This is a genomic window from Streptomyces sp. NPDC048636, from assembly GCF_040650655.1.
Taxonomy (GTDB): domain Bacteria; phylum Actinomycetota; class Actinomycetes; order Streptomycetales; family Streptomycetaceae; genus Streptomyces.
The window spans coordinates 48,394-71,382 of record NZ_JBEZHR010000018.1 but is presented as its reverse complement, the minus strand read 5'-3'; the positions used below and the strand labels follow the sequence as shown (position 1 = coordinate 71,382).

Below are 22,989 nucleotides of genomic sequence, written 5' to 3'. Positions count from 1 at the left end.
CACCCTAGATCGGGCCCGCGGCAGGTGCCTCGCTCCCCTCGTCCACCATGGGCCGCCCGTCGCGTATCTCGCACAGCCGCCCGGTGAATCGGCTGCGCAGCAGGCGGTCATGCGACACCACCACCAGCGCACCGGTCCACTGCGCCAGCGCCTCCTCCAGCTGCTCCACCAGGCCGAGGGCGAGATGGTTGGTCGGTTCATCGAGCAGCAGCAGGTCCGCGGGGCGGGCCAGCAGCCGGGCGAGAGCCAGTCGGCGCCGCTGCCCCGCCGAGAGCGACCCCACCGGCACATGGAGGTCGCGCCCCCGGAAGAGCCCGTAGGACAACAGCAGGTCCGTCAGCTCCTCCGGGGCCCCCGGCAGCCCGCGGCCGAAGGCCGACAGCAGCCGCTCACTGGGCCGGGCGACCGGTATCTCCTGGGCGAGATAGCCGATCCGGCCCCGCCGCACCACCTGACCGGCATCCGGCTGATCCACTCCGGCCATGATCCGCAACAGGGTCGACTTGCCCGCGCCATTGGCGCCGTGGACGAGCAGCCTCTCGCCCGCGGCGACCGTGAGCCCGTCCACCGCGAGCCGGTCGCCCACCCGCACCTGGTGAAGACCGACCAGAACGCCCCTCTCGCCGCCGGCCTCGGGACGCGCGGTGAACCGCAACGGCTCCGGCGGCCGGGCCACGGGGTCCTCCTGGAGCCTGCGCAGCCGCTCCTGCGCATTGCGCACCCGGCTGGAGACCGAGGACTGCACCCGCCCCTTGTCCCGGTCGTAGGCGACCTTGTTGCCGTCCTTCATCCCACGGCCGGGGGCGACCCGCCGGGCGACCGTCGTGGCGGCCTCGGTCAGCGCCGCCGTCTCGGTGCACCACTGCGCGTACGCCTGCTCCCAGCGGCGGCGCGCGGCGGTCTGCTCGGCGACGAATCCGCCATAGCCCCCGCCGTAGCGCACCAACGTGCGCCGGTCGGCGTCCACCTCGACGACCGCGGTCGCCACCCGGTCCAGGAACACCCGGTCGTGGGAGACCGCGAGGACGGTGCCGGGATGGGCGCGCAGGGCGTCCTCGAGCCAGATGAGGGCCGCACCGTCGAGATGGTTCGTGGGCTCGTCGAGCAGCATGACCTCAGGGGCGGCCGCGATCAGACAAGCCAGACCGAGCCGGGCCTGCTCGCCGCCCGAAAGGCTGCCGAGCCGCCGGTCCCTCCCGATGGCGCCCAGCCCAAGGCCGTGGAGGGCCTTGTCCACTCGGGCGTCCGCCTCGTAGCCGCCGCGCGCCTCGAAGGCGGTGAGCAGATCGCCGTACGCGGCGAGCGCCTCGGGGGCACAGCCGCCGAGCTCCGCCTCCAGCTCGCGCAGTCTGCTCTCCATGACGCGCAGCTCGGCCAGGGCCGCATCGATCGCGTCTCCCACCAAGTGGTCCGGAGGCAGCTCGGGTGTCTGGCCGAGATGCCCCATACCCCCGTCGGCCACGGTCACCACCGCGCCGTCGCCGGACGATTCCCTTCCGGCCAGCACCTTGAGCAGTGTGGATTTGCCCGCGCCGTTCTCCCCGACGATGCCGACTCGCTCACCGGGCCGCACCGAGAAGGACACGTCGTCGAGCAGCGTGCGGTCGCCCCGGGACAGGGTGACGCCGCGCAGCGAGATCTGAGTGGGCAAAGACGAACCTCCGAGCAGAAGAGCAGGCAGCGGGAGCGGGAGCCCCACCGCAAACGCAACAGTGGTTGCGTTACCCTCAGCATGACACGACATGACGCCTAACGCAACGGGAGTTGCAGTTGTCCGAAGAAGATGCCTCCGCCACACCGGGCACCGTCCGGCCCGGCGGGCGTACCGCCCGCACTCGTGCCGCCGTCCGCGACGCCGTGCTGACCGGCCTCGCCGAGCACGGCTATCCCGGGCTGACCGTGGAGTACGTCGCCGAGCGCTCCGGCGTCCACAAGACGACGCTCTACCGGCGCTGGGGCAGCGTCGAGGGGCTGCTGACGGACGCGCTCGACCTCGCGGGCGAGGACACCTGGACGCCCCCCGACACCGGAAGCCTGGACGGAGATCTGCGCGCTCTCGCCCACGAGGTCATCGACACCTTCGGCGACGTCTCGGCCGCAGCCGCGCCGACCGCCTTCATCGCGGCCGCGTTCCAGTCCGAGCGCACGGCCGAGGCGCTGCGGGGCTTCTACGCGGAGCGGTTCGCCCGCTGCGAGAGCGTCGTACAACGGGCGGTCGAACGAGGCCAGGCCCCGCCCGGCACCGATGCGGCGGCGGTCGTACGGGCGGTATCCGCCCCGCTGTTCTTCCGGGCGGTGGTCACCCGCGAACCCCTCGGCACGCCGCTCGCCGACCAGTCGGCCGCATCCGTCGCCGCAGCCGTCAGGGCCGGAGCCTATCTCCCGGACACCTCCCAGGATTCAGCCGACTGACCGCATCGGGCACCGGACCAGGGCCGGGCGTTCGGCCGTGACCGGGTACCAGATCGGGGCCCGGGCGCAGGCCGGGCAACCGACACGCATCCGAGGCGGTCAGACAGTCCAGGCCGGTTCGACGCCCACCACATCACCCGCGATGGCCGCCACGTCCGCCTCGATCTGAGCACGCAGACCGAGCCGCTCCACCCGCTCGGCCCGGTACTTCCCATGCTCCGCGGCGGAGTCCCACATCGACAGCACGAGGAACTCGTTCCCCGGCGCCTCGCCGAACAGGCCGCGCAGCATCCCGGGCGACCCGGCCATCGCGGGATTCCACACCTTCTCCTGCACCAGCGTGAAGTGCTCCACCCGCTCCGCGTGCACCCGGCAGTGCGCGACCCGCACCACGTCCACGTCGGTGAACCGCGGCTCGAAGCCCACCTTCACATCGAAGCGATGCTCGAACAGCCGGACCTGCATGTCCTTGTAGGTCCCCGACTGCGCGGCCGCCAGCCGGTCGTGCGACCGGGCCATGAAGGAGTCGTAGAACGCCCGGCTCTCCCAGAACGAGAAGATGTGCGCCACATCGTGACGTCCCCGGCTCCAGCCACCGCCCTGCCCCCGAAAACCCGGTTCCCCGGGCAACCCCGCCCACTTCCGCTGCCCCCGCTCGAAAGCCGGACGGTCCATCACGGTGCAGCGAATCCACTTGACCAGCACCGCGCTATCCTACGGCCCCGCGGGTGGCCCGCATCACATGGCCAACCACCCCGCGTGCAGCGATGGTTCACCACCATGAGCGTTGTGCGCGCCCCTTCCACCACCTCTGCGCCCCCGGACGTCCGCCGTCAGCGCGTCTCGGAGCGGGACCCCGCACGGACCGAGGGCGGTGGGGCCGCATCACCGGCTCCACCGCCCTCATGCCGCATCAGGCCGCCGAGAGAAGGTCGGTCACCTCCGGGCGGCTCACCGCGTCAGCTGCAACCGCTCGTCGAGCCGCAGCCCTCGCACAGGTAGCAGCTGCCCGCGCGCCGCATCTTGGTGCCGCAGGAGAAGCACAGCGGCGCATCGGCGTTCAGCCCCAGCTGCATCTCGACCAGTTCGGTCGAGCTGTGGGCTTCCTTCGGAGCCGGCGTGGCGGCCCCGGCCGTGGACGAGGTGCTGGCCGCCGGAGCGTCCAGCTGGCGCGGCGCCGACTGAGCCAGGCCCTCGACATCCACCTCGTCCTCGGAGGACTCGTACGAGCCGGTCTCCAGGTGTCGCTGACGCTCCTCGGCGGAGTGGATGCCGAGTGCCGAGCGGGTCTCGAACGGCAGGAAGTCCAGCGCCAGGCGGCGGAAGATGTAGTCGACGATCGACTGTGCCATCCGCACGTCCGGGTCGTCGGTCATGCCCGCCGGCTCGAAGCGCATATTGGTGAACTTCGAGACGTAGGTCTCCAGCGGCACGCCGTACTGGAGGCCGACCGAGACGGCGATCGAGAAGGCGTCCATCATGCCCGCGAGGGTCGAACCCTGCTTGGACATCTTCAGGAAGACCTCGCCCAGCCCGTCGTCCGGGTAGGAGTTGGCGGTCATGTAGCCCTCGGCGCCACCCACCGTGAAGGAGGTGGTGATGCCGGGACGGCCCTTGGGGAGGCGCCGGCGGACCGGGCGGTACTCGATGATCTTCTCGGGCTCGGGCGCGGCCTGCTCGGCCTTCTTCTCTTCCTTCTTCTTGGCGGAGAGCGGCTGGCCGACCTTGCAGTTGTCGCGGTAGATGGCGAGCGCCTTGAGGCCCAGCTTCCAGCCCTCGAAGTAGATCTCCTCGATCTCCTCGACGTTGGCCGACTCCGGCATGTTGACCGTCTTGGAGATGGCGCCGGACAGGAACGGCTGGGCGGCGGCCATCATCCGCACGTGGCCCATCGGCGAGATGGAGCGCTCGCCCATGGCGCAGTCGAACACCTCGTAGTGCCGGGGCTTCAGCCCCGGGGCGTCGATCACATTGCCGTGCTCGGCGATGTGGGCGACGATCGCCTCGACCTGCTCGGGCTGGTAGCCGAGCCGCTTGAGGGCCTTGGGGACCGTGTTGTTCACGATCTGCATCGAGCCGCCGCCGACCAGCTTCTTGAACTTGACCAGGGCCAGGTCCGGCTCGACGCCCGTGGTGTCGCAGTCCATCATCAGGCCGATGGTGCCGGTCGGCGCGAGCACCGACGCCTGGGCGTTGCGGAATCCGCTCTTCTCGCCGAGGCGGATGACGTCCTGCCATGCCTCGGTGGCCGCGGCCCAGACCGGGGTGTCCAGGTCGTCCATGCGCTTGGCGGTGGCGTTGGCGTCCGAGTGCTGCTTCATGACGCGCTTGTGGGCGTCCGCGTTACGGGCGTAGCCGTCGTAGGGGCCGACCACGGCCGCCAGCTCGGCGGAGCGCTTGTACGACGTGCCGGTCATCAGGGAGGTGATGGCTCCGGCCAGGGCCCGGCCGCCGTCGCTGTCGTAGGCGTGGCCGGTGGCCATCAGCAGGGCGCCCAGGTTGGCGTAGCCGATGCCCAGCTGACGGAAGGCGCGGGTGGTCTCACCGATCTTCTGGGTCGGGAAGTCCGCGAAGCAGATGGAGATGTCCATCGCGGTGATGACCAGCTCGACGACCTTGGCGAAGCGCTCGGCGTCGAAGCGCTGGTTGCCCTCGTCGTCGTCCAGCAGGAACTTCATGAGGTTGAGCGAGGCCAGGTTGCACGAGGAGTTGTCCAGGTGCATGTACTCACTGCACGGGTTGGAGGCGGTGATCCGGCCCGACTCCGGCGAGGTGTGCCAGTGGTTGATGGTGTCGTCGTACTGGATGCCCGGGTCGGCGCAGGCCCAGGCCGCCTCCGCCATCTTGCGGAAGAGGGACTTGGCGTCGACCTCCTCGATGGCCTCGCCGGTCAGCCGGGAGCGCAGACCGAACGCCGAGCCCGACTCCACGGCCTTCATGAACGTGTCGTTCACACGGACGGAGTTGTTGGCGTTCTGGTACTGGACGGACGTGATGTCGTCGCCGCCCAGGTCCATGTCGAAGCCCGCGTCGCGCAGGGCGCGGATCTTCTCCTCCTCCTTCACCTTGGTCTCGATGAAGGCCTCGACGTCCGGGTGGTCGACATCGAGGACGACCATTTTGGCGGCGCGGCGGGTGGCGCCACCGGACTTGATCGTTCCGGCGGAGGCGTCGGCACCGCGCATGAAGGACACAGGGCCGGAAGCGTTGCCTCCGGAGGAGAGGAGTTCCTTGGAGGAACGGATGCGGGAGAGGTTCAGACCGGCGCCGGAGCCGCCCTTGAAGATCATCCCCTCTTCCTTGTACCAGTCCAGGATCGACTCCATGGAGTCGTCCACGGAGAGGATGAAGCAGGCGCTGACCTGCTGCGGCTGCTTGGTGCCAACGTTGAACCACACCGGCGAGTTGAAGCTGAAGACCTGGTGCAGCAGGGCGTACGTCAGCTCGTGGTCGAAGATCTCGGCGTCGGCGGGCGAGGCGAAGTAGCCGTGCTTCTCCCCGGCCGCGCGGTAGGTGCGCACCACGCGGTCGATGAGCTGCTTCAGGCTCGCCTCGCGGTCCGGGGAACCCACTGCACCGCGGAAGTACTTGCTCGTGACGATGTTGACCGCGTTCACCGACCAGGAGTCGGGGAACTCGACGCCGCGCTGCTCGAAGTTGACCGAACCGTCGCGCCAGTTGGTCATGACGACGTCACGGCGCTCCCACACCACCTCGTCGTACGGATGCACGCCAGGGGTGGTGTGGATGCGCTCGATACGCAGACCCTTGTTCGCCTTGCTTCCCTTGGAGCGGGAGCCTCGTGCCGGGCCGCTCGTCGTCTCTGTCATTCCGCCTCCCTGTACGGGCGAAAACGCCCTGATGTGCCCATTTCTTCCCAGGCACGGTGTGTGTCTTCCACCCGGCCGCGCGGGGCGCCCCGGGTACGTCTGGACCGCCGGTCAGTCGGCGGCGATGGCCGGTGCGGGGGCCTCCGCGGCCCCGTCGGCACCGGATCCGCGGTCGTGCGCGGGAGGCCGTTGCTGGTCTCGCAGCTCCGTGACCGCCGCCTCGAAGTCCTCGAGCGAGTCGAAGGCGCGGTAGACGGAGGCGAAGCGGAGGTAGGCGACGAGGTCGAGCTCCTGGAGCGGGCCGAGTATGGCGAGCCCCACGTCATGGGTGGACAGCTCGGCACTGCCGGTGGCGCGTACGGCTTCCTCCACCTGCTGGCCGAGCTTGGCGAGGGCGTCTTCGGTGACCGGGCGGCCCTGGCATGCCTTGCGCACCCCTGAGATGACCTTGTCGCGGCTGAAGGGCTCGGTGACCCCGCTCCGCTTGATCACCATCAGCGACGCCGTCTCCACGGTGGTGAAGCGTCGCGAGCAGTCCGGGCACTGGCGGCGCCTGCGGATCGAACAGCCGTCGTCCGTGGTCCGACTGTCCACCACACGACTGTCGGGGTGCCTACAGAAGGGGCAGTGCATGACTCCGAACCCTCCCTCACCCTTATGAACGACGCATGGCTGCATAGCCTCGACCGGACCGTGGAGGTCCGGTGAAGCGACCACAAGCATAGGCGAAAACCTCGGCGATGAATCACCAGGGACCACAACTTGTAGGTGGCTGACATCCATCAAACCACTAGATCTGGTGTCTGGCGCTCAACCGGGCCGGATTGCGTGTCACGGGCCGGGAGCAGGCACGAGACTACGCGAGCCCGCCGGGTCACGGATTCACGGGGGTCGGAGTGGGAGACTGGAGCCATCCGGAAGGGGCCGCCGGAACCCGGCCTATACACCCAACCCCGTGACCACGTCAGCCGATCTACGAAATTTCACTCGAACGTGTGTTTGGCGCAACCTTTCGAAAGCAACTACCGTTGTCCAGCTAGGGAGAACATCTCGAGAGGGGCCCGTCGTGACCACCACCGCAGAGAGCACCACTATCACCACTCAGGAGCGCTCCCAGAGCAGGCTCGAACAGACACACGCGATGAACCAGACCCACACCATGAACGACGCCACGAACCCAGAGGGCCAGAAGCCCTCGCGCGCCCTACCCGGACGACCTCCAGGCATCCGGGCGGACAGTTCTGGGCTGACCGACCGGCAGCGCCGTGTCATCGAGGTCATTCGCGACTCTGTGCAGCGGCGCGGCTACCCGCCGTCCATGCGGGAGATCGGCCAGGCGGTGGGGCTCTCCAGCACCTCCTCCGTGGCCCATCAGCTGATGGCTCTGGAGCGCAAGGGCTTTCTGCGGCGGGACCCTCACCGGCCCCGGGCCTATGAGGTCCGCGGCTCGGACCAGGCCAGCGCACAGCCGACGGACACCACCGGCAAGCCCGCCGCCTCCTATGTACCGCTCGTCGGCCGGATCGCGGCCGGTGGCCCGATCCTCGCCGAGGAGTCCGTGGAGGACGTCTTCCCGCTGCCCCGGCAGCTGGTCGGCGACGGGGAGCTGTTCGTCCTCAAGGTGGTCGGCGATTCCATGATCGAGGCCGCCATCTGCGACGGCGACTGGGTGACGGTGCGCCGTCAGCCCGTCGCCGAGAACGGGGACATCGTCGCCGCGATGCTCGACGGCGAGGCCACGGTGAAGCGCTTCAAGCGCGAGGACGGCCATGTGTGGCTCCTCCCGCACAACGCCGCGTACCAGCCGATCCAGGGCGATGAGGCGACCATCCTGGGCAAGGTGGTCGCGGTGCTGCGGCGCGTCTGACACAACGGATCGAGGTGCGCCCCTAGCGTGCCCAACGACCGGGCCCCGGGACCACTGCGCCGGTTCCGGGGCCCTGCTGTACTCACGCGAGGGTCTGTACGCAGCGACAGCGCTCGACGGCCGCACTCAGTGACAGCTCGACGGCTGGGCCATGCCCGTCGGCCTATGCCCCGTCGGCCTTGGCTGCGGCATCGATGGCGGCCAGCGAACGGCGCACCTGATTGCGGTCGGTGGTGTACCAGAAGTCCGGCATGGACTTCCGCAGGAACGAGCCGTAGCGCGCCCGCTCGACCCGGGGGTCCAGGACGGCGACGATGCCCCGGTCCCCGGAGGCCCGGACCAGCCGTCCCGCCCCCTGCGCCATCAGCAGAGCGGCATGGGTCGCCGCGACGGCCATGAAGCCATTGCCCCCGGCCTCCTCCACCGCCTTCTGGCGGGCGCTCATCAGCGGGTCGTCCGGACGGGGGAAGGGGACCCGGTCCATCACCACCAACTGGCAGCTGGGACCCGGCACATCGACGCCCTGCCAGAGGGAGAGCGTGCCGAACAGGCAGGTCCTGGGATCGGCGGCGAAGGTGCGGATCAGCTCGCCGAGGGTCTCCTCGCCCTGGAGCAGGATGGGCACGTCCAGACGGCCCCGCAGCGCCTCCGCGGCCGCCTGCGCGCCCCGCATCGACGAGAACAGGCCGAGGGTGCGTCCCCCGGCGGCCTCGACCAGCTCGGTGAGCTCGTCGAGCATGTCGGAGCGGCTGCCTTCGCGGCCGGGCTGCGCCAGATGCTTGGCGACGTAGAGGATCCCCTGCTTGGAGTAGTCGAACGGCGAGCCGACGTCGAGACCCTGCCAGCGCGGGGCGGTGTCCCCCTCGCCCTCCGGGTCCTGGGGACTGTCGGGATTGAGGCCCAAGGAAGCGGCCACTCCGTTGAAGTCTCCGCCGAGCTTGAGGGTGGCGGAGGTGAGGACCACCGAGCGGTCCTCGAACAGCTTCTCCCGGAGCAGCCCGGAGACCGACAGTGGGGCGACGCGCAGCGAGGCACCGAAGCGGTCGTGACGCTCGTACCAGACCACGTCGAACTCGGAACCCTCCACGATCCGCTCGGCCACCTGGAGGATGCTCTCCACGGCGCCGAGGGCCTGCTTCCGCACGGCGTCCTCGTCCTGGACGGAGGAGTCACGTGTGGTGCCGAGCCCGGAGATGACCGTGCGCGACGCGTCACGGAGCGCCATCAGCGCGTAGCCGAGATCCTCGGGGATCGTCTCGAGGCGGCCGGGCAGGGCAAGCTCCATGAGCCGCTCGAAGGTCTCGGCGGCGGTCTGGAGGGCATCCGCCGCCTTCTCGTTGACCAGCTTGGCGGCGCGCCGCACCGCGCGGTTGACCTGGCCCGGGGTGAGCTCGCCGCTCGCGACACCGGTGACGCGCGAGACCAGCTCATGGGCCTCGTCGACGATCAACACCTCATGGCCGGGCAGCACGGGGGCGCCCTCGATGGCGTCGATGGCGAGAAGGGCGTGATTGGTGACGACGACCTCGGCCAGCTTGGCGCGCTCACGAGCCGCTTCGGCGAAGCACTCAGCTCCGTAGGCGCACTTGGAGGCGCCGAGGCACTCCCGGGAGGTCACCGAGACCTGGGACCAGGCGCGGTCGGAGACGCCGGGGGTGAGGTCGTCGCGGTCGCCGGTCTCGGTGTCATCGGCCCAGTCACGCAGCCGCATCAGATCCTTGCCCAGCTTGCTGGTGGGCGCCGCGGCCTCGAAGGGGTCGAACAGCCCGGCCTCGTCGGCGTCGTCCTGCGGTACGCCCTCGTGGAGGCGGTGCAGGCACAGATAGTTGGAGCGGCCCTTGAGCATCGCGAACTCAGGGCGCCTGCGAAGCAGCGGGTGCAGCGCCTCGACGGTGCGGGGCAGATCGCGCTCGACGAGCTGGCGCTGGAGGGCGAGGGTCGCCGTCGCGACGACGACGCGCTCGCCCTGGGCGAGCGCGGGGACCAGATAGCCGAGGGACTTACCGGTCCCGGTGCCCGCCTGCACCAGCAGATGGGAGCTGTCGTCGATCGCCTCCGCGACGGCTTCGGCCATAGCGGTCTGGCCAGGGCGTTCGGTGCCGCCGACGGCGGTGACGGCGGCGTGGAGCAGGTCGGCGAGGGGAGGCGAGGACGATTCAGTCATAGGGCTGCCAGCCTACGGGGCGGCACCGACATCGCTCTCCTCGATCCGCTCGGTGACCGATGAATCCGGACGCGCTTCCCGACGGGGCGGAACCGGATCGGCGCGTGCGGTGTATCAAAGGCAGAGATGCACAACGGAGCCGACGCATCACAGATGGTTACCGGCGCGGGGAGGGTACGGATCATGGATTCGGCATATATGAAGGCGGATCGAGGATGACGGGTCAGAGGAGGTGGCGCAGTGCGCGGTCGCGGAGCATCAGGGCCGCCCGCTTATCGGGGAGTTCGACCTCGGCGGAGAAGCGGAAGCCCGCGCCGAGGAATGCCGCGATAGAGGGGATGTTGCGCAGATCCGGCTCGGCCACGACGCGGGCGCAGGACGGGCGGTGGTCGAGGACGAGATCGGCGGCGGCGCGCAGCAGTGTGGTGCCCAGACCCTGACCCCGGTCGCTGACCCGGCCGATGAGGAGATGGATGCCGGTGTCATGCGGCCGGGCGGGATAGTAGCGGGCGAGCGGGTCGAGATCGGCGCGGTACAGCTCCCAGTAGCTCATCGGCACCCCGTCCAGGACGCCGAGGCAGGGCACACTCCGGCCGTCACCGTCGAGCTGGCCACCCAGGTGGCTCGCGGTGGCTTCGTCGGGACCGTCCAGCTCCCAGAAGGCCGCGACGGCGGGGTCGTTCATCCATTGGGCGATCAGACGGAGATCGCGCCCGATGCGGACGGGAACGAGCTGGAAGGCACCCGCCGGGGTGCTGGTGGGCCCCCATCCGGAGATCTGGTCGAGCAGATCCGGACGGCCGTCGCCCTCCGCCCCGGTGAGGCGCTCGTCGCTGAGCTGTGCGGCGCCCTCCTCTTCCTGGCGCAGCCGCAGGTCAATGGTGTCGTCGGTCTCGGAGCTCGTGGTGGAGTCGGTGTGCGGCACGGCGACGCTCTCCTCTCATGGGTCTCAGGCTCGTGGTGGTTCTCCGGCACGGCGGGGAGCGTGACGCTGCGGGGCGTTGGCCGCGGGGCCGGCCGGTGTGGCAGGTATCGGTGAGCGTGTGGGCGCAAGGGGGTTGATCACGGAGGTACAGGCCGCATGGGGTCGTCAGGGTGAAGGGATGGCAGCGGAGGCTGCCGCTGTGACAAGGGGGTTGGCGATGGTGACATAGACCGACTGGGTGTCCACCGGGCCCACGAGTTCGTCCAGGCCGTGCAGCCGTGTGTGCAGATTCGCCTTGCAGCGGAGGGTGGCTGTGTCGAGTAGCCGTGCGGGCAGCGGCGAGCGGATGCGGCCGGGACCGGCCGCCGCGGCGGCGAGGAAGCGGCGGAACGCGGCCAGCAGGACGCGCTCGTCGACGAGCCGCTGAGACCCGAACGCCCCGATCAGACCGAGAACATTGTTGATACCGAGGTAGTAGGCGAACCGCTCGTCGGCGATCTCGTCGGATACGAAGGTGTCGCTGCGGGCGCCGATTCCGGGCAGCCGTCGCTGGAGTTCGGCGTGCCGGGACTCACGGAAGTAGTAGCCCTGGTTGTCCCGGTAGCGACCGCCGATGGGCCATCCATCGCGGTCGAGCAACACCAGTGTGTTCTGCTGATGGGCTTCCAGCGCGATCCCGGCCTCTCCGTCCAGCCACAGCACGGGACGTACGACCGTGTGGAGATAGCGCAGGAACCACTCCGTGGCGACGGCCGCCGTGGGGCGACCGGTGTGGGCGGCGAGCCGGGCGACGAGATGCGCGAGCCGGGAACGCATCACCGGCTGTCCCGGCCAGGGGCGGAGCGCGATGAGCCCGGCGACACACACGGCGTCATCGCCCGGCCCGAACGGGTTGTGCCGGACGACGACGTCGAGTCCGGTCAGCGGTTCCCCGTCCGGCCCGTCGACCGCGAGCCAGGCGGGGTCCCTGACGATGTCGAAGCCGGGGAACCCTGGGAAGGCCGCCCGCCACTGCTCGGCCAGTCCGCTGCGGAGCAGCCGGTGGACCTCGACACCACGGCGTAGCTCCTTACGCAGGTTCTCACGACGGGAGTTGGTGATCCGTAGACCGAGGGAGAGTTTCAGCATCGCGGGCGCACCGGGCCGGTACACGGTGCGGACCGAGGACGTGGGGCTCCAGGGGCCGCCCGACGGTCCGAGGTCGTGGAGTACTCCCGCTTCGAAGAGCGCGCCGACGGCAGGGCGATGCCTGACCTCGCGGGCCTGCCAGGGGTGGAGCGGCAATGGCACGGTCTCGGCGGGAAGTTGGAGGCCGGTGCCCGCGAGAGAGAGGGCGAGCCGCTCGGCGGGCACGGTCCGGCCCCGCTCGGTCCAGGCCGACTCGCACGCCAGCACGGACCGGTCGACGGCGATCCAGTGAAGGGGGAAGGAGCCATGCGACTCCGGTGAGCAGACGGACGATTCGGTGTCGGAGAGACCCTCGCGGCTCTTCGGCGTGGGATGGAGGGGGTGACCGAGGACGAGGGACTGTTCGGCGGTGAGGAAGGGGGTGCTCGCGACGGGGTCGGCGGGCATGGCTCGACGGTGGGTGAGGAACGCGGCGGTGCGTCGCACCGAATCCGCGACACGGCCGACCAGTTCGGTGCCGTCCGCGTCGGGGTCGTCACGCCGTGCGCCGTAGGCCGCTTCGCGGGTGAGCAGCGCCGCGAGGGTCACCGCGCCGACGGAGGGGGCGTCATGAGGACCGTGCTCCAGCACCGGCGGTCCGAAGCGGTGCCAGCCGGTGGGCGACCAGTACCGCACGGGGACGAGGAGGACGGTTCCGCTCGCGGCGAGGGGGATGCGAAGCGTGTCGCCGTCTGGGCGTGGGGCGCGGTTCTCCCGGACCCAGCAGCGCAGCAGGTTCTCGACCCCGGCCGCGTCGGCCGCGACCTGCGGGTCGGGGTCGTCGAGGGGATCGGGAGCCGCCGTTGGGAGGCCGCCGGAGGCGGGCGGGCTCTGGTTGCCGCGGGTCACGGCGGTTGGCGGCGCGGCACTCGGGATCAGGGTCGGGGCCGTGGGCGCCTGGTTGCGCTGGGCTTGAACACCCGGGTCCTGGCGCGGCAGGGTCGCCGCGGCCATCCGGCGGTCCGCTGGTGGTGGTGACCCGGCCGTGGGAGGCACTACGGAGGTGACGGCCGGGGCCCCGCTGGGCTGTGTCGCGGATGGCTTCGGTGGCGCTGGCACCTGTGGCGGCGCGGAAACAGCGGGGCCCTCCCCGGCCGCTCGCGCGACGGTGGACGGCAGAACGACCGGCGGCATCACCACGGCCGGTCCCCCTGAGAGCAGTTCGCCTGAGAGTGGCCCTCCTGATGCCAGTCCTCCCGAGGACGGGCCTCCCGAGGGCGGGCCTCCTGAAGGCGGGCCTTCTTCGGGTGCGCCGCCCGGGGGCGCTGGGGTCACCGAACCCGCCGTGAACGGCTGCGCCGGTGGGAGGGGGCGGGAGGGCCGGATGGGGCGACCGTCCAGGGCGCTGCGGCCGGTCATGGCATCGGCCTCTGGTTGCGGCTGAGAAGGAAGGGGGGCTCCCCCGGGGGAGTGCGGCATGGTGGGTGCGGCGCGGGCATCACGTCGGTCGGTCCGTGGGCCCGGTGCCTGCCTCCTTCGCTGGTGCGGTGGGGGTGCGGTGCTGCGAGTGCGGTGCTGCGGGTGCGGGACCCGTCACCGGTGGTCTCCGGCGAACGGCGGTGTGAACCGCTGCATGAACGGCGGTGCGGTCGGCGGGCGTTCGGGACCAGGGCCAGGGGCCCGGGTGGTGCGGATCGCGGCATCAAGGGCGTCGGCGAGCCGGTCGAGCACGGCTTCGGCCTGTTCATCGGTGATGGTCAGTGGCGGAAGGAGGCGGATGACGGAGGCGTGGCTGCCGCTCAGTTCGACGATCAGGCCGCGGTGCAGACACTCCTGCTGGACTGCCGCAGCGAGCATCGGCGCGGGGGGCCGGGGACCCGGACCGCCGGTCCCCCGATATGCGGTGTCAGGGAGATCTGCCCCCGAGTGCGTGGGATGCGGGCACTCGGCGCCGCGGGGCTGCGCTGCCACACCGAATGCGCCCGTCGGACCAGCCCCTGTCCGTCCGGCTCCTGTCCGTCCGGCTCCTGTCCGTCCGGCCCCTGTCCGTCCGGCCCCTGTCCGTCCGGCCCCTGTCCGTCCGGCCCCTGTTCGTCCGGCCTCTGTTCGTCCGGCCCCGGGGCGGCCATCTCCCGGCTGTCCGACCTCAGCGAAGCCGACCCTCGGCCGTTCGGGCTCCGGCCGCTGCGCCCGCGTCCGCTGGACATCCGCCCACGCGGCCTCGGGGTCGACCAGTTCGAGGCCGATCATGAGGCCGCGGCCGCGTACCTCGCCGATGTGGGCGTGGCGCTCGGCGAGTTGGCGCAGGCGGTGCAGCATGCGGTCACCGAGGGCGGCGGCGCGCTCCGCGAGGTGGTTCTCCCGTACATACGCGAGAGTCGCCGCCCCCGCCGCCATAGCCGGCTGGTTGCCCCGGAAGGTGCCCGCATGGGCGCCCGGGCGCCAGGCGTCCAGCCGCTCGTGGTAGACGATGACGGCCAGTGGCATGCTGCCGCCGATGGCCTTCGACAGCACCATCACATCGGGCACCACCCCGCTGTGCTGCACCGCCCAGAAGGCACCGGTGCGCCCGACGCCGGTCTGGACCTCGTCCACGATCAGCGGGATCGAGCGGGCCGCGGTGATGTCCCGCATACGCCGCAGCCAGCCGTCCGGAGCGGGGATCACGCCGCCCTCGCCCTGTACCGGCTCCAGGATCATCCCGGCCGGGGTGCCCACCCCGCTCTCGGGGTGGTCGAGGAGGGTCTCGGTCCAGCGCGCCGAGAGTTCCGCGCCGCGCGCCCCGCCCACGCCGAAGGGGCAGCGGTAGTCATGGGGGAAGGGCAGTCGGGTCGTGCCCACCGAGGGGGCGCCTCCGGACACGGCCAGCGCCTCGGCCGTCGTCCCGTGAGGGGCCCCGGAGAAGGCCAGCAGGCCGTCCCGCCCGGTGGCGCTCCGTACCAGTGTGAGCGCGGCCTCGACCGCGTCCGTGCCCGCCGGACCGCAGAACTGCACCCGTGCGTGGCGCGCGAGTTCGGGCGGCAGGGTGGTGAACAGCTCCTCGGTGAAGCTGTCCTTGACCGGAGTGGCCAGGTCCAGGGCCTGGAGCGGCGCCCCCGAGTCCAGGACGCCCCGGATGGCTTTCAGCACCACCGGGTGGTTGTGTCCCAGCGCCAATGTCCCGGCGCCGGAGAGGCAGTCGAGATAGCGGCGGCCGTCGGCTCCCTCGATGGTCAGCCCCCGTGCGCGCACCGGCACGATGGGCAGCGCCCGCGCGTAGGTGCGGGCGGCGGACTCACGCGAAGCCTGGCGCCGCAGCATGCTCCGGGCACCGCTCCCGCCGCCGACAGCCGCACCAGGCAGGGGCATCGGCGGGAGCTGGATCACGGCCATGGCCCACGGTCCTCCTGCTGCTGAACGCGCTCCGACAGTCCCCCGTACGTACCAACGACGGGTCCGCCCGGGGATCACGGGTTGACCGAAGATCCTTGCCGCATGGGAACCAGGGACCCGCCTTCACCCGTCGTAGGCGGCACGGGCATAGTGGGAGACCACCCCGTCGCCGGGGCGGTGCATGACAAATCCACACAGGACTTAGAGCAGCTCAGAACACTCAGGGGGAGTTCCGCCGATGCCATCCACACGCCGACCCGCGCTGGCCGTGGCCGCCGTCACCGCCGTGCTGGCGCTGACCGCCACCGCATGCGACTCGTCGGACGACACGACCGAGTCCAAGGCGCCTTCGTCGTCGGAGAGCCAGCAGGGCACGGGTGACATCAAGCTGCCCGACAACCTCGACGACAAGCTGAAGAACCTCGGCGTCGATCTGGACGACTGGAAGAACGGCGCCTGGAACAAGTGGAACAAGGACGACTGGCTGCGCGAGGCCGGTGACTTCATCAACCCGATCATCAAGGGTCTGTGGAAGCCGGACCGGATGCGGGACGCCCAGGAGCCCGACCAGCCGGTCGACGACGGTGACATCGACGACCAGGGTGTGACCGACCCGGATCCGAAGCCGGTCACGGCCAAGGAGGTCGGGCACCCGTACAGCTCCAACGTCCCCTACGCGGGCAAGGTCTTCTTCGACAGCCCCGAGGGTTCGATGGTGTGCTCCGCGACCGTGGTCAAGGACCCCGCGCACCCCGGGAAGTCCAACATCGTGTGGACCGCGGGCCACTGCGTCCACGCGGGCAAGGGCGGCGGCTGGTACAAGAACCTGATGTTCGTGCCCTCCTACAACGATGCGGGCAAGTCGGCGGCCGAGCTGAAGAACGCCACCAAGGAAGAGCTCGCGCCCAAGGGCGTCTGGTGGGCCGACTGGGCGCAGACGTCCTCGCAGTGGATCGACAACGGCGCCGCGACCGGCGGCAAGGGCGCTCCCTACGACTTCGCGGTGATCCATGTGAAGCCGGAGAACAGCGGCGGCAAGTCCCTGGAGGAGACGGTCGGAGGCGCGCTGCCGGTCGACTTCAAGGCCCCGGCGGTGAAGTCCATCAAGGAGATCACGGCCACCGGCTACCCGGCCGCCCCGCCGTTCGACGGCCAGAAGATGAACCAGTGCGCGGACAAGCCGGGCCGGTTGTCGCTGGAGGCCAAGCAGCCGACCATGTACCGCGTCGGCTGCACGATGACCGCGGGGTCGTCCGGCGGCGGCTGGGTCGCCAATGGCGCCGACGGCAAGCCCGCGCTGGTGTCCAACACCTCCATAGGCCCGTCCAACGCGACCTGGCTGGCCGGTCCGCACCTCGGCCCGGAGGCCAAGGGCGTCTACAACGCGGTGAGCAAGAAGTTCGCGAGCCAGTGACGCGGTAGGTCTGTGTGGCGGGCCCGCCCGTCACACACCCGCTCACACCCGGCACGGCCGCTGGGCACGACGCGGACGAGGGCCCGTCCCCGGGAAGATCCGGGGGCGGGCCCTCGTCGTAGCAGAGGTCGCGCGGCGGCGGACCGGACGCGGACGCTACTGCGACGCGGTCGCCGTCGGCGCGTACCGCTTCAGCTCGGCCGCCAGCTCCTCATGCACCCGCGCCTTGAGCAGCGTGCCCTCCGGGGTGTGCTCCTCGGAGATCACCTCACCGTCGGCGTGGGTACGCGAGACCAGCTTGCCCTCGGTGTAGGGCACCAGGGCCTCGACCTCGACCTGCGGCCGGGGCAGTTCCTCGTCGATCACGGCGAGCAGCTCGTCGATGCCCTGCCCGGTACGGGCCGACACCGCCATCGCGCGACGCTCCAGACGCAGCAGCCGCTGGAGAACGAGCGGATCCGCCAGGTCCGCCTTGTTGATCACCACGATCTCGGGCACCTCGACGGCGCCCACATCACGGATCACCTCGCGCACGGCGGCCAGCTGCTCCTCCGGCGCCGGATGCGAGCCGTCCACCACATGCACGATCAGATCGGCGTCGCCGACCTCCTCCATGGTGGAGCGGAACGCCTCCACGAGGTGGTGCGGCAGATGGCGCACAAACCCGACGGTGTCCGCCAGCGTGTAGAGCCGTCCGCTGGGGGTCTCGGCCCGCCGCACGGTCGGGTCCAGGGTGGCGAACAGCGCGTTCTCCACCAGGACGCCCGCCCCGGTGAGCCGGTTGAGCAGCGAGGACTTGCCCGCGTTGGTGTATCCGGCGATGGCGACCGAGGGGACCTTGTTCCGCCGGCGCTCCTGCCGCTTGATGTCGCGGCCGGTCTTCATCTCGGCGATCTCGCGGCGCATCTTCGCCATCTTCTCGCGGATGCGGCGCCGGTCCGTCTCGATCTTGGTCTCACCGGGACCACGGGTGGCCATACCGCCGCCCGAGGAGCCGGAGCCACCACCACCCATCTGCCGGGACAGCGACTGACCCCAGCCGCGCAGCCTCGGCAGCATGTACTGCATCTGCGCGAGCGAGACCTGCGCCTTGCCCTCTCGGGACTTGGCGTGCTGGGCGAAGATGTCGAGGATGAGGGCGGTGCGGTCGACCACCTTGACCTTGACGACATCCTCGAGGTGGATCAGCTGGCCGGGGCTCAGCTCACCGTCACAGACGACGGTGTCGGCACCGGACTCGATCACGACGTCACGCAGCTCTTCGGCCTTGCCGGAGCCGATGTAGGTGGCCGGATCCGGCTTGTTCCGGCGCTGGATGACCCCGTCGAGCACCAGGGCTCCCGCGGTCTCCGCGAGCGCCGCCAGCTCGGCCAGGGAGTTCTCCGCGTCATGGACCGTGCCCGATGTCCAGACGCCGACCAGCACCACGCGCTCCAGGCGCAGCTGCCGGTACTCGACCTCGGTGACGTCCTCGAGCTCGGTGGAGAGACCTCCCACGCGCCGCAGCGCGGCACGGTCGGAGCGGTCGTACTGGTCGCCGTCACGCTCCTCGTCGATCGCGTGACTCCAGGCGACGTCCTCTTCCATCAGGGCGTCGGCCCGAAGGCTCTCGGCGGTGCGCTGCCGGTCCTGCGGAAGGGAAGAGGAGTGGGTCAAAGGAATCCTTACGTCGTGGGACAGGTCTCTATCGTCAACGCGTGACGGGCCCGCGGGATTCCCGGGGCCGGCCGCGACGCCGACTCATCGATGGTCCCACGCGGCGGCCGGAGCGTCACTCGGGTTTCACGGGCGGATGCGGGGTGTGGCGCCCCACGGACAGCCAGCCGGGTTTGGCCCCGGCCCGGGCTCCGCCCCGGGCTTCCGGTCCCGTGTCCGGCCCCGTCCGCACCTTCCGCCCCGCCTTCGCGTCCGTCCCCGGCTCACTCTTCGGAGCCGCCTTCCAGGTGGGGTGACCGGGCATGGGCGGTGTCTTCGTCCCGTACAGCCAGGGGTTCAGGAACCCGGACAGGTCGCGGTGAGCCACCTCGGAGGCGAGGCGGACGAAGTCCGTGGTGGAGGCGACGCCATCGCGGTGACGGAGCACCCACTGCCGCTCCAGCCGTTCGAACGCCTCGCGCCCGATGTGCTGCCGCAGCGCGAACAGGACCAGGGCGCTGCCGTCGTAGACGACCGGCCGGAAGATGCCGATCTGCTGGCCGGGTTCGGCGGGTTCGGGCGCGGCGGGCGGGCCTCCGGCGGCGCGCCAGCCGTCGGACTGCCGGTACGCCTCGCGCATCCGCCGCTCCAGGCTCGCCTTGCCCCGCTCGTCCGCGTAGAGAGCCTCGTACCAGGTGGCGTGGCCCTCGTTGAGCCACAGGTCGGACCAGCGGCGCGGGGCGACACTGTCGCCGAACCACTGGTGGGCCAGTTCATGGACCATGATCGACTCGAGGTACCAGCGGGGCAGCCCGTGACCGGTGAACAGACCGCGTTCGAAGAGCGAGAGCGTCTGTGTCTCCAGCTCGAAGCCGGTACTGGCGCCCGCGATCAGCAGACCGTAGGTCTCGAAGGGGTACGCCCCGGCCTTCTTCTCCATCCAGGCCAGCTGTCCCGGGGTGCGCGACAGCCAGGGCTCCAGCCGCTTCCGGTCGGCGGCGGGCACGACATCGCGCACCGGCAGCCCGTTCGGCCCGGTGCGGCGCAGTACGGCGGAGCGTCCGATGGAGACCTGGGCCAGTTCGGTGGCCATGGGGTGGTCGAGGCGGTACGCCCAGGTGGTGCGCGCCCCCTTGACCACCCGCTCCAGCGGCAGACCGCCCGCCACGACCGTGAGCTCGCGCGGGGCGGTGACCCGGAAGGTGAAGCGGGCCTTGTCGGAGGGGTGGTCGTTGCAGGGGAAGACCCGGTGGGCCGCGTCGGCCTGGTTGGCCATGGCCAGCCCGTCGCGGGTACGGACCCAGCCGCCGTTGTCCGCCGCGCGCGGATCGCTGGTGTGCCGGACGGTCACCTCGAAGCCCTCGCCCGCCCCGATCGGTGTGGCCGGGGTGATCACCAGGTCCTCATGGGCGGTGGTGAACCGCGCGGGTGCGCCGTTGACCCGGACGGAGCGCACACCGCCCCCGGCGAAGTCGAGGTTGACGGTGCGCAGCGGGGCCGTGGCGCGCGCGGCGATCGTGGTGACGGCGCCGAGCGGCCGGTCCGCACGGCGGTAGTCGAAGGCGATGTCGTACGCGGCGACGTCGTACCCGGGGTTGCCCAGGTTCGGGTAGAGCGGGTCACCGATCCCCAGGGCACGTGGTCCCCCGGAGGCTCCCGGGGCCGAGGCCCCGATCCGGCCCACGGCGGAGGACGGGCCGACGGCGGTCAGGGCGAAGGCCATCGAGACGGCCGCCAGGGCGGTCCTGTGGCGCCCGGACCGGGGCGCGGGCCGGGGACGCCGCCCCGGGGAATGGCTCATGCCCTACGGCTATCAGCGCCCCGACACGGGCGCAGTTCCACCGGGCCCGTATCCACCCGAAGGAGTTGCGGAAAGCCGCGGAGCCCCGGGCCGGCCCCGCGAGATCGGGCGCCGTGGCCGTACGGAGGCGGCTTGAGAACCGCGGAAGCGGAGGTTCGGAATCCGGGGCTGCACTGACCCAGCACCGCGGTGATGCGGTTTCAGTGGCGCCGGGGCGCGGGGGCAAGAGCGCCGGGGGCTCCCGGACCCGGGGTCAGGAACGCTCGGGGCACAGCGTCAGGAGCGGGCGCCCGCCATGCTCCGGCTCTCCCGCGTCACGTCGTAGACCCCGGGGACGTTGCGCATCGCCCGCATCAGCGCCGGCAGCCGCCCCGCGTCGGACAGCTGGAGCGTGTAGGTGTGCCGGACCCGCTGCTCACGGGGCGGCTCAACGGCCGCGGCGACCACCTCGGCGCCCTCGGCGGCGATGGCCTCGGTGAGATCGGCGAGCAGATGCGGACGGCTGAACGCCTCGGCGAAGAGGGTGACGCGGTAGTCACCGTTGCCGTCGCTGGCGCCCTCGTCCGCCCAGCGCACCCCAACCGTCTTACGCCCGGCCGCGATCATCCGCCCCACACCGGAGCACCGCTCGCGGTGGACGGTGACGGCTCCCCCGCGCACCGCGAATCCGGTGACCGCGTCCGGCGGCACCGGGGTGCAGCAGCGGGCGAGCCGCACGGTGGCGCCGGGCAGATCGACGATGACGCCCGCCTCACCGCGCCCCGCGCCACCCGCCGGGGTGACCACCCGGTCCGCCGGGGAGGCCGTGTCCTGGCCTTCTTCGGTCTGCGGCTCCCCGCCCCGGTCCCGGGGCTGCTGGGTCTGCTGCTCGGGATGGGCCGGGTGCGCGGCCAGCCAACGGTTGATGGCGATGCGCGCGGCGGGGGTACGAGCGTGATCCAGCCACTTCGGCGACGGCCCGTGGGAGGCCGCGTCCTGGGCGTCGGCGGCCATCAGCAGCTGGAGGGTGTCGCCGTCGCGCAGCACCGTACTGAGCGTCGCGATCCGGCCGTTGACCCGGGCGCCGATACAGGAGTGGGCGTCCTCGCCGTACTGGGCGTACGCCGCGTCCACACAGCTGGCGCCCGCGGGCAGACCGAGCGTGCCCCCGTCGGACCGGAAGACGGTGATCTCCCGGTCCTGGGCGAGGTCATCGCGGAGCGAGGTCCAGAAGATGTCCGGATCGGGGGTGGCGCTCTGCCATTCGAGGAGCCGGGACAGCCAGCCGGGGCGGGTGGGGTCGGCCCGCTCGCCCTCAGGCGCGTCGGCGGTCTCGATGGGGGCGTAGGGATTGCCGAGGGCGATCACCCCGGCCTCCGCCACCCGGTGCATCTGGTGGGTGCGGATGAGGATTTCGGCCACATCGCCGCCGCGCCCGGCCACGGCCGTGTGGAGCGACTGGTAGAGGTTGAACTTGGGTACGGCGATGAAGTCCTTGAACTCCGAGATGACCGGGGTGAAACAGGTGTGCAGCTCCCCGAGGACCGCGTAGCAGTCGGCGTCCTCGGAGACGAGGACCAGCAGCCGCCCGAGGTCGGCGCCGGTCAGTTCGCCGCGCTTGCGCCCGACCCGGTGGACGGAGACGAAGTGCCGCGGCCGGACGAGGACTTCGGCGGCGATACCCGCCTCGTGCAGCACGCCCCGTACGTCCTCCGCGGCGCGGGCCAGCGGATCGGGGCGGCCGGCCTGGGTCTGGAGCAGCTCATGGGTGCGGGCGTACTCCTCGGGGTGGAGGATGGCGAAGACCAGATCCTCCAGTTCGGTCTTGAGCGCCTGGACGCCGAGCCGTTCGGCGAGGGGGATCAGCACATCGCGGGTGACCTTCGCGATCCGGGCCTGTTTCTCGGGACGCATCACGCCGAGGGTGCGCATGTTGTGCAGCCGGTCGGCGAGTTTGATGGACATCACCCGGACGTCGTTGCCGGTGGCGACCAGCATCTTGCGAAAGGTCTCGGGCTCGGCCGCCGCGCCGTAGTCGACCTTCTCCAACTTGGTGACCCCGTCGACGAGGTAGCGCACCTCCTCGCCGAACTGTTCACCCACCTGATCGAGGGTCACATCGGTGTCCTCGACCGTGTCGTGGAGGAGGGACGCCGTCAAGGTCGTGGTCTCGGCGCCCAGTTCGGCCAGGATCAGTGTGACGGCGAGCGGATGTGTGATGTACGGCTCACCGCTTTTACGCATCTGGCCGCGGTGGGAGGACTCGGCGAGGACATACGCCTGGCGCAGAACGTCCAGATCCGCGCCGGGGTGATAGGCGCGATGGACCTTGGCCACATGCTCGATCGCGTCCGGCAGACGGCCGCGAGCCGTTGGCCCCAGCAGGGCCGCCCGGCTGAACCTGCGGAGATTGCGCAGGTCAATGCGGGGGAGGCCGCGCCTGCGGCCGAGAGCGGCGTGATCGGTGGCCTCTGCGCTCATGG

At 71.0% G+C, this 22,989-nt stretch carries 14 protein-coding genes; 3 read left to right on the top strand and 11 right to left on the bottom strand.

Annotated features, from left to right (window positions below):
• Window positions 1–4: 4 nt before the first annotated feature.
• A complete protein-coding gene (gene abc-f, locus AB0C66_RS32375) occupies window positions 5–1,651 on the bottom strand; it encodes a ribosomal protection-like ABC-F family protein (protein ID WP_362446809.1) in 1,647 nt (548 codons plus the stop codon).
• Between the two features lie 119 nt (window positions 1,652–1,770).
• Between abc-f and AB0C66_RS32370 the strand changes: the two genes are divergently transcribed.
• On the top strand, window positions 1,771–2,412 hold the full coding sequence (locus tag AB0C66_RS32370) for a TetR/AcrR family transcriptional regulator (protein ID WP_362446806.1): 642 nt from the start codon (window positions 1,771–1,773) through the stop codon (window positions 2,410–2,412).
• Between the two features lie 99 nt (window positions 2,413–2,511).
• On the opposite strand, the gene AB0C66_RS32365 is transcribed toward AB0C66_RS32370, so the two are convergent.
• The 3 genes from AB0C66_RS32365 to nrdR all read right to left on the bottom strand — a co-directional run bounded on the left by AB0C66_RS32365 (window position 2,512) and on the right by nrdR (window position 6,875).
• Window positions 2,512–3,117 (bottom strand): YdbC family protein, encoded by a 606-nt coding sequence (locus tag AB0C66_RS32365; protein ID WP_362446803.1) that lies wholly within the window; start codon window positions 3,115–3,117, stop codon window positions 2,512–2,514.
• Between the two features lie 254 nt (window positions 3,118–3,371).
• A complete protein-coding gene (locus AB0C66_RS32360) occupies window positions 3,372–6,242 on the bottom strand; it encodes a vitamin B12-dependent ribonucleotide reductase (RefSeq protein ID WP_362446800.1) in 2,871 nt (956 codons plus the stop codon).
• 111 nt (window positions 6,243–6,353) lie between these two features.
• On the bottom strand, window positions 6,354–6,875 hold the full coding sequence (nrdR, locus tag AB0C66_RS32355) for a transcriptional regulator NrdR (RefSeq protein ID WP_362446797.1): 522 nt from the start codon (window positions 6,873–6,875) through the stop codon (window positions 6,354–6,356).
• A 433-nt stretch (window positions 6,876–7,308) separates the two neighbouring features.
• Between nrdR and lexA the strand changes: the two genes are divergently transcribed.
• Window positions 7,309–8,109 (top strand): transcriptional repressor LexA, encoded by an 801-nt coding sequence (lexA, locus tag AB0C66_RS32350; RefSeq protein ID WP_362446794.1) that lies wholly within the window; start codon window positions 7,309–7,311, stop codon window positions 8,107–8,109.
• Window positions 8,110–8,272: 163 nt separating this feature from the next.
• Here lexA and AB0C66_RS32345 read toward each other — a convergent pair whose 3' ends face one another.
• The 4 genes from AB0C66_RS32345 to AB0C66_RS32330 all read right to left on the bottom strand — a co-directional run bounded on the left by AB0C66_RS32345 (window position 8,273) and on the right by AB0C66_RS32330 (window position 15,677).
• The gene (locus tag AB0C66_RS32345; protein WP_362446791.1) at window positions 8,273–10,273 is read right to left on the bottom strand and encodes an ATP-dependent DNA helicase; all 2,001 of its coding nucleotides are present in this window, start codon (window positions 10,271–10,273) and stop codon (window positions 8,273–8,275) included.
• Window positions 10,274–10,496: 223 nt separating this feature from the next.
• A complete protein-coding gene (locus AB0C66_RS32340; RefSeq protein ID WP_362446788.1) occupies window positions 10,497–11,198 on the bottom strand; it encodes a GNAT family N-acetyltransferase in 702 nt (233 codons plus the stop codon).
• A gap of 165 nt (window positions 11,199–11,363) precedes the next feature.
• The gene (locus AB0C66_RS32335) at window positions 11,364–13,319 is read right to left on the bottom strand and encodes an IucA/IucC family protein (protein WP_362446785.1); all 1,956 of its coding nucleotides are present in this window, start codon (window positions 13,317–13,319) and stop codon (window positions 11,364–11,366) included.
• A gap of 579 nt (window positions 13,320–13,898) precedes the next feature.
• The gene (locus AB0C66_RS32330; RefSeq protein WP_362446782.1) at window positions 13,899–15,677 is read right to left on the bottom strand and encodes a diaminobutyrate--2-oxoglutarate transaminase family protein; all 1,779 of its coding nucleotides are present in this window, start codon (window positions 15,675–15,677) and stop codon (window positions 13,899–13,901) included.
• A 238-nt stretch (window positions 15,678–15,915) separates the two neighbouring features.
• Between AB0C66_RS32330 and AB0C66_RS32325 the strand changes: the two genes are divergently transcribed.
• On the top strand, window positions 15,916–17,091 hold the full coding sequence (locus tag AB0C66_RS32325; RefSeq protein ID WP_362446779.1) for a hypothetical protein: 1,176 nt from the start codon (window positions 15,916–15,918) through the stop codon (window positions 17,089–17,091).
• A gap of 156 nt (window positions 17,092–17,247) precedes the next feature.
• Here AB0C66_RS32325 and hflX read toward each other — a convergent pair whose 3' ends face one another.
• From hflX to AB0C66_RS32310, 3 genes are all read right to left on the bottom strand, one after another.
• Window positions 17,248–18,747: a GTPase HflX gene (hflX, locus tag AB0C66_RS32320; protein ID WP_362446776.1), complete on the bottom strand. Its 1,500-nt coding sequence runs from the start codon at window positions 18,745–18,747 to the stop codon at window positions 17,248–17,250.
• A gap of 115 nt (window positions 18,748–18,862) precedes the next feature.
• The gene (locus tag AB0C66_RS32315; RefSeq protein WP_362446773.1) at window positions 18,863–20,527 is read right to left on the bottom strand and encodes a M1 family metallopeptidase; all 1,665 of its coding nucleotides are present in this window, start codon (window positions 20,525–20,527) and stop codon (window positions 18,863–18,865) included.
• Between the two features lie 276 nt (window positions 20,528–20,803).
• Window positions 20,804–22,987: an HD domain-containing protein gene (locus AB0C66_RS32310; RefSeq protein WP_362446770.1), complete on the bottom strand. Its 2,184-nt coding sequence runs from the start codon at window positions 22,985–22,987 to the stop codon at window positions 20,804–20,806.
• Window positions 22,988–22,989: the final 2 nt, after the last annotated feature.

Coding starts and splice junctions, on each gene's coding strand:
- AB0C66_RS32360 (WP_362446800.1), bottom strand. CDS start 6,242: ATGACAGAGACGACGAGCGGCCCGGCACGAGGCTCCCGCTCCAAGGGA.
- nrdR (WP_362446797.1), bottom strand. CDS start 6,875: ATGCACTGCCCCTTCTGTAGGCACCCCGACAGTCGTGTGGTGGACAGT.
- AB0C66_RS32345 (WP_362446791.1), bottom strand. CDS start 10,273: ATGACTGAATCGTCCTCGCCTCCCCTCGCCGACCTGCTCCACGCCGCC.
- AB0C66_RS32335 (WP_362446785.1), bottom strand. CDS start 13,319: ATGGCCGCGGCGACCCTGCCGCGCCAGGACCCGGGTGTTCAAGCCCAG.
- AB0C66_RS32330 (WP_362446782.1), bottom strand. CDS start 15,677: ATGGCCGTGATCCAGCTCCCGCCGATGCCCCTGCCTGGTGCGGCTGTC.
- AB0C66_RS32325 (WP_362446779.1), top strand. CDS start 15,916: ATGCCATCCACACGCCGACCCGCGCTGGCCGTGGCCGCCGTCACCGCC.
- AB0C66_RS32315 (WP_362446773.1), bottom strand. CDS start 20,527: ATGAGCCATTCCCCGGGGCGGCGTCCCCGGCCCGCGCCCCGGTCCGGG.
- AB0C66_RS32310 (WP_362446770.1), bottom strand. CDS start 22,987: ATGAGCGCAGAGGCCACCGATCACGCCGCTCTCGGCCGCAGGCGCGGC.